Origin of the sequence: Aetokthonos hydrillicola CCALA 1050 (assembly GCF_017591665.1) — a bacterium.
Classification (GTDB): Bacteria; Cyanobacteriota; Cyanobacteriia; order Cyanobacteriales; family Nostocaceae; genus Aetokthonos; species Aetokthonos hydrillicola.
This window is the reverse complement of sequence record NZ_JAAKGC010000018.1, coordinates 92,523-109,983: the sequence shown is the minus strand read 5'-3', so window position 1 is coordinate 109,983 and position 17,461 is coordinate 92,523. Positions and strand designations below refer to the sequence as shown.

Below are 17,461 nucleotides of genomic sequence, written 5' to 3'. Positions count from 1 at the left end.
AGTTCAGATAAGTTTTACTTTTACACTTGCTGTTTCTTGACAAGACTGTGATTACAGTTTTGCGTAAATTACGACAGCAAACACTTAAAGTTTTTTCTTAAGTTTTCTATCTTAACTTGTTAAACTCTGGTATGAAATAGAAAATCATTATAGATCAAGTACAGCAAAAACTCTGCTCCTTGATTCTATCAATGACTCTTTTACCACATTTTATCCTCCAGGTGGGAACTGGAGCTTTCGTAAAAACCTCAGGTGTGTCGTATATCTATAATTCTAAATTACAATATTTTTGTTTGATGAATCCGTTAGAATATGACTTATCTGTTAAAAGAGCATTGTAGCATCTTAGGTTAGGCATAACTAGGCTATAGCTCCCTTAAAAACTATATATCTAACGCCTTCAAAAAGGGCTGTTGTAGAGGCTCACAATTGATGAATGACAAGACTAACCAATTACTACAATGAGCTATGCGCTGATTATTCAAAACCAGGGCTAGTCTCTGATGAACAAGTGGTAAAACTACTCAACGACGCAGAGATATACATCTCTCAACAAGAACAAAATCTGCCTGAAATAACTTCTGAATATAGCACAGAACAAATACAGCAAGAAAACAAAGATTGGTGGCCAACCCACTGTGAAGCAATCAGACAAGGACGAGGAGATATTCTAAAAGCTGAATATAGAGACGATCTTGTCTTTTTCTCTACTGAAGGAATTTTTTACGGCAGGATTGCCACAGCAGATAGAGAAATTAATTTGTGGGCTATTCTTGCTCAGCCAGGCGTAACAACAGCTTGGCCAATTGTTCTGTTTAACGGAGAAGCAATATATACAGAATGGAATTGTTTTGATGATATGACCAAGGAGATTATTGCTAAAGGCAGCGAAACTATACTGCGTCGAGGACATAGAGGAGGATGCTACTTAAAATCTAAGCAACTTAACTTTTATCGGAATATTTTGGCGTCAGACGAATTACTACATTGGATCAGACGTTAACTAGAAATTTAGTAATAACCCGAAAATTTTTATAATCCTGATTCTCGGGAACACCAGTGACCTACGGTTTAAATACCTAAGGTTAAAACATCGCTCTTGAATTCTTGGTTCTGAAAAATGTTCTGTTTTCTCAACTATTAGTTAGGTACATCTGAGAGCAAGTACAGCCTATTTAACCCTATTAATGGGAGTAATGTGATGGATTCTAATTACTTACTAAACGGGATCAATTCTTATCAGGTTAACATAGCTATTGACAGGGGTATACTGGCGACATTTGAAAAATTCTTGCTTCAATCGCAACCTCTTCTGAGCAATGTTTTCCATTTTATTGAAAAAAACTATCAGCAATCAATCAGTCTTCGTGAAGTAGCCCAGGCGGTAGGTCGTTCGCCAGCTTATCTCACTGACCTTGTTAGGCGAGAAACCGGAAAGACCGTGCTTAATTGGATTATTGAGCGACGTATGGCAGAGGCGCGACGTTTACTTCTCGAAACTGAAGAATCAGTTGAGCGAATTTCTGAAGCAGTGGGGTATTTTGATAGACGTCATTTCAGCCGTCAGTTTCTTAAATTCCACAATGCAACTCCTCAAACTTGGCGAAGGACAAATCAAAGCAAAAGCATTCCTTTGTGGCAGATAGATCCACAAAAGTCTAGCTTAAACAATTTAATTGACCAGAAAGCCGCAACTGTTAGTCAAGTAGAAGTTCAACGACTACAAGCTTGTGTTCAAGAGATTGCAGCAATTCTTAATAAAAATAGTGTTACTGGTGAAGAACTCATCTTAGAAGGAGAAAATAGTTCTGTTGCAAAAGCTAGTGATGGTTCAATCAAAATCACCTTAGTATCAACGCTGTGCTGATATCCAAAACAATTCTAGTATAGGGCTACAAGAACAAAAGTTGCTTTTGCAACTTTTGTTCTTGTAGAAATATAAAAAATCAAAATCGAAAATTGCGTTGCTCCCAAAATAGATTAGTTTAAGGGCAATGCTATGGGTAGACGAACCTGAAAACGAGTATGACCAGGCTCTGAAAAGCAGCGGATGTCCCCGTTATGCTGACCAACTACAATACGATAGGCAATATCCAACCCTAACCCCGTCCCTGCACCGACATCTTTAGTTGTAAAAAATGGCTCAAAGATCTTGGACTGAATCTCAGGGGGAATGCCTGGACCATCATCTGCAATTTCAACTATGACATGATCTTTCTCGTTTGAAGTACGTATCCAAATCTTACCTCCCTCACCCACAGCATCAATCGCATTGTCAATTAGATTCGTCCATACCTGATTTAGAGCACTTCCATAAGCCAGAATGCATGGCACACGATGCGAGTACTGCCGTGTAACTATAATATTGCGTGATTGTAGCTTATAGTTCAAAACAGTCAGCGTATTATTGAGCCCTTCATGCAAATCTACATTCTGTATAAAATCGCGATCCATGAAAGAGTAAGCCTTCACAGCCTTAACTATTTCAAAGATGCGCTCAGTGCTCTGTTCTACTACACTCACTACACTTGCAACAGTCAGTGTTGCTTCTAGCCAAGCAAGCACATCACTCAATATTTCGGTTGATATGTGCTTACTAATTGCTTCTAATACACGGGTGTTAAGTCCACCTGCAACTAGAGTAGGAGCAAGTTTCCACCCATCAGCAACACTATGTAATTCCAGCCAATCTTTGAGATCTTCTTCATAATCCGTTTGGACTAAGGGTGAATCTAACTGCTTGGGTGTTGTGATATACTCAATGGCATGGCGCTTTAGTGTCAAGATGTACTCCAGTTGATCTAACGTTAGTTGTTGCTCAATATATCTGAGTGCTAGACCTTGTAAAACCTGTATTCTACGGCACAAATGCCTTACGTCTCGACGAGCAGCTGATGCTGGATTATTCAGTTCATGAGCAAGTCCAGCAGCTAATTTACCCAAGGCTTTGAGCTTTTCCTGTTGCTGAGATAACATTTGAAGCTCTTGTTTTTTAAGTAGTTCTGCTTGTCGTTTCACTTGTTGTGTTTTTTGAAACAGGTCAATAAACACTAAAGCTTTTGATTTTAAAATTATTGGTGAGATTGGCTCAATTAAATAGTCTACAGCACCAAGAGAATAACCTCTAAATATGAAGTTGTCGTTGGTAGTGAACGCTGTTAAGAAAATGATGGGAATGTGTTGTGATTCTTCTAATTCTCGAATCAACTCCGCCGTCTCAAAGCCATTAATACCTGACATCTCGACTTTGATTAGAATCAATGCAAATTCTTCGTTTACAACACATTTTAAAGCTTCTAGAACAGAATAAGCTTTTACGAGATTGTGCCCCAAACTGTCTAATACCGTCTCTAGAACCAGCAAATTCTTTGGCTGGTCGTCTACTACGAGGATATTTACTTGTGGTTCAAGCTGCATATGCTCACCCCAATGTAATTTTGCCTCCTCTCACCATCCTAAGAAAGCATAGGTTTACCTGTAAGTAATACCATAGCAACGTTAACGGTTGAGCGAGCTTTTTATGGATTTAAAAAAAAAATGTCAACGAAATTCACTCATATTTTACTTATAATTTATCATCCCCATTCGATTTGTTTTACAATAAATTCTCTGCACATTGCTGGATTAATTTAGCAACTAAACCTGTCCAACCAGTTTGATGACTAGCACCAATGCCAGCGCCATTTTCTCCATGAAAATATTCATTAAATAGAATTAAATCTTGCCAATGAGGGTCAGTTTGAAATTTTTCTGTCCCACCGTAAAAAGGTCGCCGACCAAAAGAATCTTTAAGAAAAATTTGCGTCAGCCTTTGAGCTAATTCAATTGATACTTCCTTGAGTGTCATCATTTGCCCAGAACTGGTCGGGCACTCAACTTTGAAATCGTCGCCAAAGTAATTATGGAAATTTTGTAGTGATTGCAACAGTAGATAATTAATAGGAAACCAAACTGGACCTCGCCAGTTAGAATTACCGCCAAACATCGCTGTGCTGGACTCCGCAGGTTCGTAATCTACTCGATACTGCTGTCCATCGACTGTTAAAATGTAAGGATTGGATTGATGAACCTTAGAAACAGAGCGAATACCATATGGACTGAGAAATTCTGTTGCGTCTAGCATCTTTTGCACGATGCGACGGAGTTTATCTGGAGGGGTAATTGCTAGCAGTCGGCGCTCACCAACACCTTGTTTCTCCATGCAAGCGATATTCTGTGTTAGATCGCGGCGGTTGCGAATAAACCATTCTGTTCGCTGCCTAAAACCTGGAAGCAGCTCCAAAGTTTCTGGTTCTAAAATACTAACAGCACACAATGGGATCAGCCCCACTAGCGATCGCACTTTCATTGGAAATTGATGACCATCTGGTGAATGCAGTGCATCATAGTAAAAGCCGTCATCTTCATCCCAGAGTGCTATTTCAGCATCACCAACACCGTTCATAGCATCAGCAATATATAGGAAATGCTCAAAAAACTTGCTGGCAATGTCTTCATAGGCAGAATTTTCTTTTGCTAACTCCAAAGCGATAGTCAGCATATCCAGACAATACATCGCCATCCAACTTGTGCCATCTGCTTGTTGCAGGTATCCACCAGTCGGCAGCTGATTACTACGGTCAAAGACACCAATATTATCCATACCCAGAAAGCCGCCCTGAAAAATATTTTTGCCAGAGAAGTCCTTCCGGTTAACCCACCAAGTAAAGTTCAGCAGTAATTTCTGGAAAACTTGTTCTAGAAACTTTTTATCTGCATGACCATAGATTTTTTGCTCAATCTGATAAACTTGCCATGCTGCCCAAGCATGAACAGGCGGATTGACATCGCCAAAAGCCCATTCATAGGCTGGTAGCTGACCATTAGGATGCATGTACCACTCCCTTGTCAAACGGCTGAGTTGCAGCTTGGCAAAGTCTGGATCAATCATAGCGAAGGGAATAACATGAAAAGCTAAATCCCAAGCTGCAAACCAAGGATATTCCCATTTATCGGGTATGGAGAGTATATCATCATTAAAAACATGAAACCATTCATGGTTTCTGCCCAAAAGACGTGATTGTGGTGGAGGCGGGGTAGCAGGATCTCCTTTAAGCCATTCTTGTATGACATAGTAGTAGAATTGTTTGCTCCACAACATACCAGCAAATGCCTGTCGTTGGACATTACGCTTGTCTTCCGCTATTGGAAACGGACAAATTCGGTGATAAAATTCATCCGCCTCTCGCTGACGTTGCTGCCAAACTATGTCGAATTCAGTCCCGAATGGTTCAGTTAAATTTTGCGAGTCACTTAACCGTAGTCTAACTATCTTGGTTTCGCCTGCACCAATTTGTAGTTCATAACGAGCCGAAGTCTTTGTACCAATTCGATTTGAATTGACATCTGCTTTTTGCCCGTTAACCACATAATTGTTGATTCCATCTTTGACATATGGCGAACAATTGTCTACTTGAAACAATCTTTTATTATTAGTTTCATTTTCAGTAAACAGTAGTTCTGGAGTTCCATTACAGTAAAGCCATCGAGTTCCTAAAGAAGGGTGATAAGCTTCAATGGTGTTCCAGTTAGAGTTAGATTGGCTAATTTTTAACCAAGGCTTGTGTTGATTAAAATCCCATGCCCAGGTATTACGAAACCAGAGCGTTGGTAGTAGATGCAGGGTTTTTGCTTCTGGTCCTCGGTTGACTGCACTGATTTGAATCAAAATGTCTTCAGGAGAAACCTTAGCATACTCAACAAATATGTCAAAGTAGCGATCATCAGCAAAGATACCTGTATCAATTAATTCAAATTCTAGACTTTGACGACCTCGACGGCGATTTTCTTCTACTAACTGAGTATAGGGGAAAGCAGCTTGGGGATATTTGTAAAGATATTTCATGTAGGAGTGGGTGGGGGTGTTGTCTAAATAGAAGTAATATTCTTTAACATCTTCCCCATGATTCCCTTCTGTCCCAGTTAGACCGAAAAGTCTCTCTTTAAGAATTGCATCCTCACCGTTCCATAAAGCAATAGCAAAACACAATCGCTGATGATTATCTGAAATTCCGGCAATTCCATCCTCTCCCCAACGGTAGGCACGCGAGCGAGCATGATCGTGAGGAAAGAAATCCCAAGCGGTACCATCAGGGCTATAGTCTTCGCGGACTGTTCCCCATTGGCGATCGCTTAGAAATGGACCCCATTTTTTCCAATATGCTCTGCGTTCGCGGTCTGCGGCTAATCTTGCTTCTTCTTCAGTCATAACAATTTCAGATTTTGGGTACGTCAGGGAGAGTAGGTTTTGTTCACTTAAACAGTAGCGTAAACACTAACTGTCTACTGCTCATGATAGTTCCGGCTTAGACCTCCGTCTACGTAGAAGGTTGCACCTGTAATATAGTCAGCATCCGACGATGCTAAGAAGGCAACTATGGGCGCGATATCCTCTGGCTTGCCTAAGCGACCTAGGGGAATGTTCTTCAGCACCCCTGCCAACTTTTGAGGATCATTTAATAGCTTAGTGTTGATTGGTGTCTCAATTGCTCCTGGTGCTACATTGTTGATTGTGATTCCTAAAGGACCAAGCTCAACTGCTAAGTTCCGCATCATCATTTTCACCCCACCCTTGCTTGCACAGTAGGAAGTGAAGTGCGGAAATGCCATTTCTTCATGAGTAGAGCTAATATTGATAATTTTCCCAGGTCGCTTGGCTTCGATTAAGTGTTGCACCATCGCTTGAGTGGCGAAAAACGTGCCTTTGAGGTTGAGGTTAAGAACTGCATCATAATCGGCTTCGGTAATATTCCAGAAATCAGCATTCTTGCCGTCGATGCCAGCGTTGTTCACCAGAATGTCTAACTTGCCAAAGTGTTCGATCCCAAAAGCGATAAGCTGATGGATGTCGCTAATAACGCTTAAGTCAGCTTTCACAATCAAACCTTTGCCTCCAAAAGCTTCCACTTTGGCAAGAGTTTCTTTAGCCCCTTCAGGATGAGAGCGATAGTCTATTACAACATCTGCACCCTCAGAAGCGAGGCGCACACCAATAGCTTGGCCAATCCCACTACTGCTACCAGTTACTAAAGCGACTTTACCTTCTAGTTTCTTCATTGATTTTCTCCTTTTATTTCTGGAAGTGATCAAAAAGTATGTTTAATACTGCTTCTTAAGATGCGGTACTTTAACATTTTTGAAGATACAACGGTAATTCGGAACGTGAAATAGTTTACCTGTGAGAACTTCGCGTTCACCCATACTCATAAGTTGAAAGACTCTTACAGCAATGAATGCTCCCAGTGGTGGTGCAATACAATAAAGCCACTGGTCTTGCCAAGACCATGATAAAAAAGCAGGCCCTATGCTACGTGCTGTATTGAGACTAGTACCTGAAATAGGTGCGCCTAACCACACCATAGTTGCCACTAAGAGCCACACCATAACTGGTGTCCAACGTAAAAGTTGAGGATGACTTAAGAAAATAAAAATCGACAGTATTAGCAAAAAAGTCATAAAAACTTCCGTCAAAAATACATACCAGATGTCATACCCTTGGCCAGGTAAAGTCATGCAATAATTGACAGTATTAAAGTATTTTCCCCATAATAATAACGCTAAAAATCCCCCAAGAATTGCACCGATAAATTGGCCAATAATGTATCCGATGAGATCTCGTTTATGCATTTTACCTTGTAACCAGAATGCCAAAGACAAGCAGGGATTTAAGTGGGCACCACTCAGTTTGCCCAATGGAGAAATAGCAAAAATAGAACCACTGCCAGCAAAGATTAAACCATTAATTAGTAAACGGGGACTTTCTGCGGGGATAAGACGCTCCATAGGCAATCCCTTGCCAAAATCAAAAGTGATTATACTAAACCCAATCAAGAGATTGAATGCAGTCCCCAGAAGTTCTGCACCGTATTCAGACCAATTTAGATTTTTCCAAGTTGTAAAATTATTCATAAATTTGAAATATTGTAAATGTGTTCAGCAAAATCAAACATGGTGTTAAAACTTATAAAATTTTCCTAATATACTGATCTTTTACACATAAAAAATAATTTTATATAATAAATATTTGTTTCATATTAATAAAAAAATATTTATTTTATTGATTATTCTTTTTATGGATTTTTTATATTCATATTAAAACTCGGCTAGTGAGCGAACTATTTTTATTAGCTTAGGAAGCGCGAAACAAAACTACAAGGGTTTATTTTTTGGCACAAGGTTGTATTGTTTTGGCCTAACGGGGCGACGAAACAGCTAAGATGAACCGAGAATAAGTGACTTAGCTTAGGCACTTGGCTGATAGAAAGGAGAGTTATTGCATTGTAATTCAATATCATTAAATGACTTGAGTAATAAATATTTGTGTCATCACAGTAAATTAATATTTTTTGTTATAAAATTCAATATAAATATTATCATAACGTCTTTCAATAAAACAAAATTTTTAAATCTTTCGATCTATTTTTATAGAGCTTTATATTTGATTGATTATCCATAATGGCCGTAAAATTATAAGTAATAGCAAATGCAATTTCATCCAGGATGTAACTAGAAATACTACCTGAATACGCAATATTTTTTCAAAATTATTTCTCACATTCTCTGTGTAAATTAAATGATGTTTATAAAGTCATATTTGATGCTTATTAGAGGATAAGCAAGAAGCTAATATCCAGAAAAAATTGTTCACCTGGTACAAAATCTAAAAAAATTACCACAAAAAACAACACTTATACAGAAAAAATAACCATTTACAGTGTGTTTTATTTATTGCAATATTTAAATCGTATTACGCAATCTTGTGTTATATTTTATGCTTGCAATTAACAGCATATAAGGCATTTTTATGCTATCAAATTTAGCACAGAGTACAGTGAAATCTCTATGATTTTTCTGTAGAAACTCACCGCCAAACACAAGAAAAATAAGCTTTTACTACACTCTATAATTAAACTCCAAATGTTAATGATGCGTAACTCGTTTAAATTCATCCCATTAGGGACTGTCATTGCACTTATTCACTTGACATCGCTGAAAGCTTTAGCCGATTTATATGTTAGCAATGTTGCCAACGAACCTTTAGATAAAAGCAACCCTGCGATTGTAAACTATGACCCGGTAAAAGATGCAATCACGGATAACTTTACCCCTGGCAAGAGCAGTATCCTCCGTTACGATGAAAAAACAGGTGAATTTTTGGGTACTTTTATTCCTCCAGGAATTATAGGTCTTAGTTCTGGTATCACTTTTGGAAGTGACGGTAACCTTTATGCCTGCGATCAAGCGAATGACAGAATATTACGATTCAATGGTAAAACTGGTGTATTGATTGATACGTACTTGCAATTTGGACCTGATGGACCGCACCGCCCGGAAGACATAGTATTCGGTCCTGATGGCGCGCTTTACATCAGCGGTTTAGGAGGTGGCGGTGTCCAACGATATGATCGCAAGACTCATGAACTCACCGTTCTAACTCAAACCAATTCAAAAGGTAAAAAATTATATGCTGGTGGGATAAATTTTGGGCCTGACGGCAACCTTTATATCAGTAGTGTATTCAATGATAATAGTATTATACGCTACAACATAGAAACTGGTGTGCAAGATACATTTGTCCCTCCTAACATTGCACAACCAGTACCCTCAGGCACAGTTTTTAGCCCCGATGGAGAGTACTTATACGATGGTACATTTATTGGTCCGTCAACTATTGAACGCTATGATAGTAAGACTGGCTCTTTAATTGGTGACTTTGTTAGCGCAAATAACAACGGTGGGTTACAGACATCGTCACGCCTTAAATTCGGATCTGATGGAAACTTGTATGTCAGTGACTATAGTGGCAGTAGTATACGCTCCTACGATGGTCAAACTGGTGCTTTCATTAGTGTATTCGTTTCCCCTGGTGTAGGTGGATTGCAACATCCTGGAGGAATAGCTTTCTTTACACCTCATGGTAACCACACTTCAAGGTGGCAAACCCATGAGTAACAACTTCAGCAGAAGTAGAAGCTCAATCTAATGGTCTATATGAGGATGAAATGTCTTTTGTCCTACGTGCGCTTTGCGCGAGAGCGTTACTGACAAACCAGGTCACCCGTACCCCTTCTTCTCCTGTTGGAAAAGGGGGTTTTCCCTCGTTAGGAGTTTGGCATCATCTGGCGTTGTCCACAATAAAATAAATCTCCGTCCAATTGATTCTGGCTTCTAATCTGTGAGTTCTGAACTCCTAATTTTAAGGTTTATAACAAACAAGACGTAGTGCAAGACAAGATTTAATCTCAGCAATCCTAAGCAAAACAAAGTAAACTTACTTCAAAAAAATGACCCTTGCCCTTATTTTTATTACTTCCTAAAATAATTAACAAAGGGTATAAATATACGATCAAAATGGTCAAATAAATTCTAATACCAAGTCCGTTTGAATAGTTAGAATTTCAAGTTATCTGCAAATTATCACCCCAAGTTTCACTATAAGTCTTTAACCCGAGACCGCACAAATCGTTTTAAAGGCTCAATATTTGTTATAAACCTCTGTCAACAATAGACAAATTAGAATAGAAAAATTTATATTTTTCTATTCCAATGCATGGCAAAAAAACAGATGAGTATTTTATTAAAATAACTCCTATGTTTAAGCCTGAGTAAGTTAATTTGACAGAAGAAAGTAGTAATCCGTCAAGGAGAACGGCAATGACACTGGTACAGAGAGAAGCCGATTACGCAACACGGGATCAAAAAGGCAAGGTAGTCTTCTACGTTCTCCTGTGGAAAAGAAAGGGAATATCCCTAGAACTGTTCAGTAACTACTGGAGAAATGTACATGGTCCAGTGTGTGCGCAGCTACCAGGTCAGCACCAATACTGGCAGTTCCATCTAGCACACAATGAAGGTGGTATATGGCCAACAATTGCTGGTATAGACAATACCACTCCATCAGAAGATCAGTTTGATGGAATTGCCGAACTCACCTTTGAAACAGAACAAGACCGTCAGAAATGGTTCAACTCTGCAACCATCCTGATGGATGATGAACACAACTTATTCAGTAAAGCTATTGGCTACAACACTAGCTTTGGTAACTCTCAAACATACGTGGATGGCATCGTTATAGGCGATCCTAACGGTGAACAAGATGCCATTAAATTCCACGTCATGGTTAAAAAAGCCGATGATGTGAGTATCCAAGAGTTTCGTGAATATTTGCAAACCAGTTTTGCCAATGCTGTTATCAACAATGATTCTGTTCTCAAATTCCGACTACATTTGTTTGAAGAAGTAGACAACTCGCGTCCTGATGCTGCTGGTGTCTCTCATTATGAACCCACAGAAAAACAGTACCAAGCTGCTTTTGAAATTGCTTTCGCCAATCCTTTAGCAATGGAAAGTTTCTTTGCTTCAACAGAATATGCCTTAGCTGTCAAAAACCTTGCCAAGTACGTCAAGCAACTTTTTCCATTTCCACAACTTGCTGCTTACACTTTTGTTTATAACAATCAAATGACTTTGGCAGGTCAACGAGGTTCTCAGGTGGCAGAACTTATTACCAAAACCGGTGCAATTAATCAACTTAAGGATCATCTAGCTTATCGTATGCTGAATCAACAAACTATTGCTTCTAACTCAAATGTTTTTCCTGATGTATCTGTAAACAGATTCCAAAATACCACAAACGTTGCAACTAAAAAACGAACTAATTACTACAAAGATTTATCAGCTGACTATTCACGACCAGGGCTTGTAAGTGCCTATGTAGGAAAAAAGCTGATTGAAGACGCCGAACGATTTTTAGCGCTTAAAGAAAAGACACTACCAGAAATAGGACCTAATTACACACTCGAGCAAATTGAAAAAGAAAACAAAGAATGGTGGCCAACTCATTGCGAAGCATTGAGACAAGGAAGAGGCGACATACTAACCGGTGAATACAGCGATAATCTCGTTTATTTGTGTCAAGATGGTCCATATTATGGCTTAGATCAACAAAAAGAAAGAGAGAAACATTGGTGGGCATTGATTGCACAGCCAGGAGTCACTATGTGCTGGCCAATCGTCATGTTTTATGGTGAAGTCACCTATTTTGAATGGAAATGTGTGGACGATGAAACGAATGAAACACTTGCTAAGGGATCTGTTACCTGGATTCGACGTGGACACAGAGGTGCCTGCTATCTGAAAACCGAGCAGCTAACCTTTTACCGTGATGTTTTTGCCCCAGAACAACTATTGAAGTTAATCACCACAGCCTAAAATGACAGAACATACAATTTATAAAAATGCAGTTTTAGATGACATAGAACTGCAAGAAGGTTTAAAAACTATCAACCCCAAGTTTGGAGACTTCGTTACTCGTGTAGCTGGTGAAGCATGGGGTCTACCGTTAATCGACCAAAAAACCAAAGCTCTCATTACAATCGCCATTGATGTTGCCAATCAAGATCATACAGGTCCTGGTAATCCTTTTGGTGCACATGTAAATATGGCTCTTAAGCAAGGAGCCACTCGTGAGGAAATAGAAGAACTTCTTTTATTCATGTGCGTTTATGCAGGCTTCAATAAAGTAGCCGGTTGTTTTGGTACATTGAATACAGTTTTTGAGCAAAGTGGAGTTGTTCAATCAGTAAAAGCAGCAAATTCACTAGCAACAAGAAAAATTGATTACGCAACACGGGACCAAAAAGGCAAGGTAGTCTTCTACGTTCTCCTGTGGAAAAGAAAGGGAATATCCCTAGAACTGTTCAGTAACTACTGGAGAAATGTACATGGTCCAGTGTGTGCGCAGCTACCAGGTCAGCACCAATACTGGCAGTTCCATCTAGCACACAATGAAGGTGGTATATGGCCAACAATTGCTGGTATAGACAATACCACTCCATCAGAAGATCAGTTTGATGGAATTGCCGAACTCACCTTTGAAACAGAACAAGACCGTCAGAAATGGTTCAACTCTGCAACCATCCTGATGGATGATGAACACAACTTATTCAGTAAAGCTATTGGCTATAACACTAGCTTTGGTAACTCTCAAACATACGTGGATGCCATCGTTATAGGCGATCCTAACGGTGAACAAGATGCCATTAAATTCCACGTCATGGTTAAAAAAGCCGATGATGTGAGTATCCAAGAGTTTCGCGAATATTTGCAAACCAGTTTTGCCAATGCTGTTATCAACAATGATTCTGTTCTCAAATTCCGGCTACATTTGTTTGAAGAAGTAGACAACTCGCGTCCTGATGCTGCTGGTGTCTCTCATTATGAACCCACAGAAAAACAATACCAAGCTGCTTTTGAAATTGCTTTCGCCAATCCTTTAGCAATGGAAAGTTTCTTTGCTTCAACAGAATATGCCTTAGCTGTCAAAAACCTTGCCAAGTACGTCAAGCAACTTTTTCCATTTCCACAACGTGCTGCTTACACTTTTGTTTATAACAATCAAATGACTTTGGCAGGTCAACGAGGTTCTCAGGTGGCAGAACTTATTACCAAAACTGGTGCAATTAATCAACTTAAGGATCAGATAGTTTCTCTTTTTGTTAAGAAACAGAAGGAATATGACATGAGCAATCAGGACATAACACAAGAATCACAATTGGCTATTTCAAATGGCTCAAACGGTTCAAATGGTTCGAATGGTTCAAACAAGTTTGCACAAGTCATATCTCTCAATGGGAGCAAACCTATCATAGAAAGACTCCCAGGAACAACATCAGACATGGTCAAGCGTTTGTTTGCAACAGGAGAATCTTTTGATTCTGAAGGATTTATCAGCTTTTTTACTGACACTCCAGTGTATCAATTTGGTAATTTCGAGCCATGTTTGACTAAAGCTGACATTAAGAAATCTACAGACGCCTTTTTCAGCCAAGTCTCAGCACTCTATCACAATATTAAGATGTTGTGGGAAGTAGGAGATGTAGTATTCGTAGAAATGGATGTTACTTACTGGCGTAAAGATGGTTCCGTAGTGACACTCCCTTGCTTCGATATCTTCCGTGTTGAGGGTGACAAATTCTCAGAACTACGGATTTTTATGGATGCCAATCCTGTGTCTAATGCAACTATTCCTGTCCCTGCTACTTCTTCTGTGCTAACGGTTAGACAAGGAAACAAACTGACTTCCCCCGACGTAATGAAGAAGTTTTTTGCCGAACATCCTGAAGGGAAAAAGCGAATTGACAGTGGATTTGCCCCTAAGTGGTCCATAAGTGGCCCCAAATGGTCAGTTCGCTGAATTTTATCAAGGTTACAAAGAGCAAACCGTATAGATCATAACTCATGTACACCTACGGAAGAAAACAGGGTTGTCGCATTAGTCTCGACTACACCTATAAGGGAATGCAGATTGCTTACCTTGAAAATGATCTTTTGAGAGTTGGTTTGCTACTGGAAAAAGGCGCGTCGATTTTTGACTTTACCTACAAGCCCTGCGACCTCGACTTCATGTGGCAATCTCCCATTGCCATGCAACGTCCCTTTGTAATTACCAGCGCATTACCTGAAGGCAGCTTCCATGATTACTACTATGGTGGTTGGCAGGAAGTACTGCCATCAGCTGGGTGGGCTAGTGAACCTTACATGGGTACTTATCAAGGCTTACATGGAGAGGTTGCTCAGTTGCCTTTCGAGGCGACCATCACTGAAAACACTCAAGCTCGAGTAGCTTTACGCACATATGCACGTCTCTACCGCTCACCTTTAGCGCTTGAACGTACAATGTCATTGCAGGAGGGTGTGGCTGCATTATTCATTGATGAACGTCTTTTCAACGAGTCAACAGGCCAATTTGCCATTATGTGGGGTCATCACCCTGCTATTGGAGAGCCTTTTCTGGATGACAGTTGTGTGGTTCACACCCCCGCCGCCAAGGTTGAAGTTATGGACTATCACCAAAACGGTTTATGGGAACCAGGTGGAGATTACGAATTTCCAAAGGTCAAGAATAGACGCACCTCCCAAATGCAAGATATCACCCGTGTTCTTTCTAAAGATACTCAGTCGGTAGATGTAGTCTTTTTCAAAGAATTGACCGAAGGTTGGTATGGTCTGACCAATCAGAGGCTGGGTGTAGGTTTCGGCATGGCTTGGGATAAGGAGTTATTTAAATCTCTTTGGATGTGGCAAGTTTATGGTGGTCATACTGATTATCCTTGGTATGGACGCACGTATAATTGTGCACTTGAACCTTTTACTAGTTACCCTCCTCATGGGATAAAAGCAGCCTTAGAAAATGGCACAGCAATAATAATGAATCCAGGAGAAGTTATTGAAACTAGACTAGTTGCTGTTGCTTATCAAGGAGAAGGTGTAAATCGGGTTACGCTCAATGGTGTTGTAGAAAAATAGCAACTAACTTATCAGCAGTTAATAGCTTGGGTGTAAGGATATCTCTTTTATTACTTGCGATTAAATACCTTTAGTTTAGGTTTGTTTATTTTACTAATTGAAGGCATAGGGGTATAAACTATGAGTCTCAAAGATAAAGTTGCCATCGTGACTGGTGGATCTAAGGGCATTGGTTGGGGAGTTGCTACAGTATTTGCCCAAAAAGGAGCAAAAGTTGCTGTTGTTGCTCGGGATGCGAAAGCAGGAGAGCAGACTGCTGAGGAGATTCGTCATAAAGGTGGTGAGGCAGTTTTCATTGCCTGTGATGTTTCGAGCGAAGACCAAGTCAAAGCAATGGTGCAAAAAACTATAGATACATTTGGTCAGATAGATATTCTAGTGAATAATGCTGGTGTTGGCACTTACAAGTCAGTACTAGATACAACTAGCGAGGAATGGGATCGTTGCTTATCTATCGATCTTAAAAGTGTATTTCTCTGCTCCAAGTATGTGATCCCTCATATGCAATCATTGGGCAAAGGTTCGATCATCAACATGTCATCCGTACACTCACGTGCTACGGTTAAATCGGTTGCACCATATGCAGCTTCTAAAGGTGGCATTACTGCTTTGACTCGCAATATGGCCCTTGACTACGCTCCAACCATTCGCGTTAACGCTATATCCCCTGGCTGGGTATTAACACCTTTGATTCAGAGCATCTTTAATAACCATAATGATCCACTTGAACAGCAACGTCAAGTCGAGCAAAGGCAAGTAATGAAGCGCATTGGTACTCCTGAAGATATCGGCTATGCGGCTGCTTTCTTAGTTAGCGACGAGGCTTCTTATATCACTGGTACAGAGCTTTTTGTAGATGGTGGTCTCACGGCTCAACTTGAAGAAGCTTGGTAGGGCTGGTACGACAGGCGCGGAAGTCATAAGTCAAAAAAATTGTCTTCTAGACTTTCGCGCTCTGTTTGAATCGTAGGTTTATTTATGACGATCTGTGCTAGGTAAGAGCTATTCACGCGCCCTCTGCACTAGTTGTCTCTATCATCTTAAGACGATGCTTCTATAGGTATCATATTTTCAATTGTTCATCAAGGGTCATGACAATGATAGAAAGCTTATTCCACTGCAATGTGAATGTGACGGATCTTGATCGTTCGTTACCTTTTTACCAATTACTTGGATTTCAGATCATCGTTGACTTCCGAGAAGGTATGAGTAGTCCAGAACTGGCAAAAGCCTTGGGGTTATCGCAGGCAGAATTAAGAGGGGTTCATTTGAGTGCAGGAGATAACCCAAACTTAACACGAATTGATCTTGTGGAATTTCAAAATCCTAAGACAGAAGGACAACCTTACCCTCATCTTCATCACACCGGGATTAATCGGATTTCTATTCGCACTAACAACATCAGCGAGACATATAAAAATTTGAAGGAAAAAGGAGTAAACTTTTTATCTGAACCAGTAACTTTACCTGGTACAAACTTCACCTTTGTCTGCTTTCCTGATCCAGATGGAACTATTCTTCAACTAGTTGAAGGTAGTTTATAAATAGTTCCATTAATTTAGCTATCTTTGAAGCTTAATAAGCATAATCTATAACTATGAGCAAATTTAATTCAGTGACATTGAACGATGCGCGACAAATTATTGCTGCTGCAGAAAAGAAGGCAATAAAAATTGGCCAACCCATGAATATTGCAGTTGCTGATGTTGGGGGACATCTGGTGTCTCACGTGCGTATGGACGGTGCTTGGCTTGGTAGTATTGATATTTCTATCAAAAAAGCTTTCACTGCTCGAGCTTTTGACATTGCCACCAAAGATTTAGCAGCATATGCTCAGTCTGGCAAAGAATTTTTTGGTATCCATGCTTCCAACGATGGCAAGGTTATGATTTTTGCAGGTGGTATCCCCTTGACACGAGACGGTGTAGTGGTTGGTGCTATAGGAGTTAGCGGCGGTTCGGGGGAACAAGATCACGCAGTGGCGGAAGCTGGAGTCGCAGCTTTTGAGGAATTGAACCAGTTAGTAAATCACTAGCAAGCCAGGTAATTCTAGTCTCACATCTGTTAAAGAATTTTTTTGAGGTAATACTGCCATCCTTGCTGGGAACATTTGGAA

13 protein-coding genes are annotated in these 17,461 nt (G+C 39.9%); 9 read left to right on the top strand and 4 right to left on the bottom strand.

What is annotated here, in order from left to right:
* The first annotated feature begins 436 nt into the window (after positions 1-436).
* Together G4P69_RS12000 and G4P69_RS11995 are read left to right on the top strand one after the other, a co-directional pair.
* Positions 437-1,003, top strand: coding sequence for a hypothetical protein (locus G4P69_RS12000; RefSeq protein WP_208344993.1), 567 nt, complete (start codon positions 437-439; stop codon positions 1,001-1,003).
* Positions 1,004-1,201: 198 nt separating this feature from the next.
* Positions 1,202-1,867 carry a helix-turn-helix domain-containing protein gene (locus G4P69_RS11995; RefSeq protein ID WP_208344992.1) on the top strand — a complete coding sequence of 222 codons (666 nt, stop codon included), beginning with the start codon at positions 1,202-1,204 and terminating at the stop codon, positions 1,865-1,867.
* Positions 1,868-1,980: 113 nt separating this feature from the next.
* Here the strand turns inward: G4P69_RS11995 and G4P69_RS39920 are convergent, their stop codons facing one another.
* The 4 genes from G4P69_RS39920 to G4P69_RS11975 all read right to left on the bottom strand — a co-directional run bounded on the left by G4P69_RS39920 (position 1,981) and on the right by G4P69_RS11975 (position 7,947).
* Positions 1,981-3,417: an ATP-binding protein gene (locus tag G4P69_RS39920; RefSeq protein ID WP_208349968.1), complete on the bottom strand. Its 1,437-nt coding sequence runs from the start codon at positions 3,415-3,417 to the stop codon at positions 1,981-1,983.
* A gap of 178 nt (positions 3,418-3,595) precedes the next feature.
* The gene (locus G4P69_RS11985; protein WP_208349964.1) at positions 3,596-6,247 is read right to left on the bottom strand and encodes an MGH1-like glycoside hydrolase domain-containing protein; all 2,652 of its coding nucleotides are present in this window, start codon (positions 6,245-6,247) and stop codon (positions 3,596-3,598) included.
* 74 nt (positions 6,248-6,321) lie between these two features.
* Positions 6,322-7,095: a glucose 1-dehydrogenase gene (locus G4P69_RS11980; protein WP_208349962.1), complete on the bottom strand. Its 774-nt coding sequence runs from the start codon at positions 7,093-7,095 to the stop codon at positions 6,322-6,324.
* Positions 7,096-7,137: 42 nt separating this feature from the next.
* Complete coding sequence (locus tag G4P69_RS11975; RefSeq protein ID WP_208349959.1) at positions 7,138-7,947, bottom strand: MIP/aquaporin family protein; 810 nt, start codon at positions 7,945-7,947, stop codon at positions 7,138-7,140.
* Between the two features lie 1,014 nt (positions 7,948-8,961).
* Here G4P69_RS11975 and G4P69_RS11970 point away from each other — a divergent pair.
* From G4P69_RS11970 to G4P69_RS11940, 7 genes are all read left to right on the top strand, one after another.
* Positions 8,962-9,990 (top strand): Vgb family protein, encoded by a 1,029-nt coding sequence (locus G4P69_RS11970; RefSeq protein WP_208349957.1) that lies wholly within the window; start codon positions 8,962-8,964, stop codon positions 9,988-9,990.
* A gap of 702 nt (positions 9,991-10,692) precedes the next feature.
* Positions 10,693-12,249 carry an EthD domain-containing protein gene (locus G4P69_RS11965; protein WP_208349955.1) on the top strand — a complete coding sequence of 519 codons (1,557 nt, stop codon included), beginning with the start codon at positions 10,693-10,695 and terminating at the stop codon, positions 12,247-12,249.
* A gap of 1 nt (position 12,250) precedes the next feature.
* Positions 12,251-14,233 carry an EthD domain-containing protein gene (locus tag G4P69_RS11960; protein ID WP_208349946.1) on the top strand — a complete coding sequence of 661 codons (1,983 nt, stop codon included), beginning with the start codon at positions 12,251-12,253 and terminating at the stop codon, positions 14,231-14,233.
* A 44-nt stretch (positions 14,234-14,277) separates the two neighbouring features.
* On the top strand, positions 14,278-15,345 hold the full coding sequence (locus tag G4P69_RS11955) for an aldose 1-epimerase (RefSeq protein ID WP_208345890.1): 1,068 nt from the start codon (positions 14,278-14,280) through the stop codon (positions 15,343-15,345).
* Between the two features lie 120 nt (positions 15,346-15,465).
* Positions 15,466-16,239 (top strand): SDR family NAD(P)-dependent oxidoreductase, encoded by a 774-nt coding sequence (locus tag G4P69_RS11950; protein WP_208344044.1) that lies wholly within the window; start codon positions 15,466-15,468, stop codon positions 16,237-16,239.
* Positions 16,240-16,442: 203 nt separating this feature from the next.
* The gene (locus G4P69_RS11945; RefSeq protein ID WP_208344045.1) at positions 16,443-16,889 is read left to right on the top strand and encodes a VOC family protein; all 447 of its coding nucleotides are present in this window, start codon (positions 16,443-16,445) and stop codon (positions 16,887-16,889) included.
* A 53-nt stretch (positions 16,890-16,942) separates the two neighbouring features.
* Positions 16,943-17,380, top strand: coding sequence for a GlcG/HbpS family heme-binding protein (locus tag G4P69_RS11940; protein ID WP_208344046.1), 438 nt, complete (start codon positions 16,943-16,945; stop codon positions 17,378-17,380).
* The last annotated feature ends 81 nt before the right edge of the window (positions 17,381-17,461 follow it).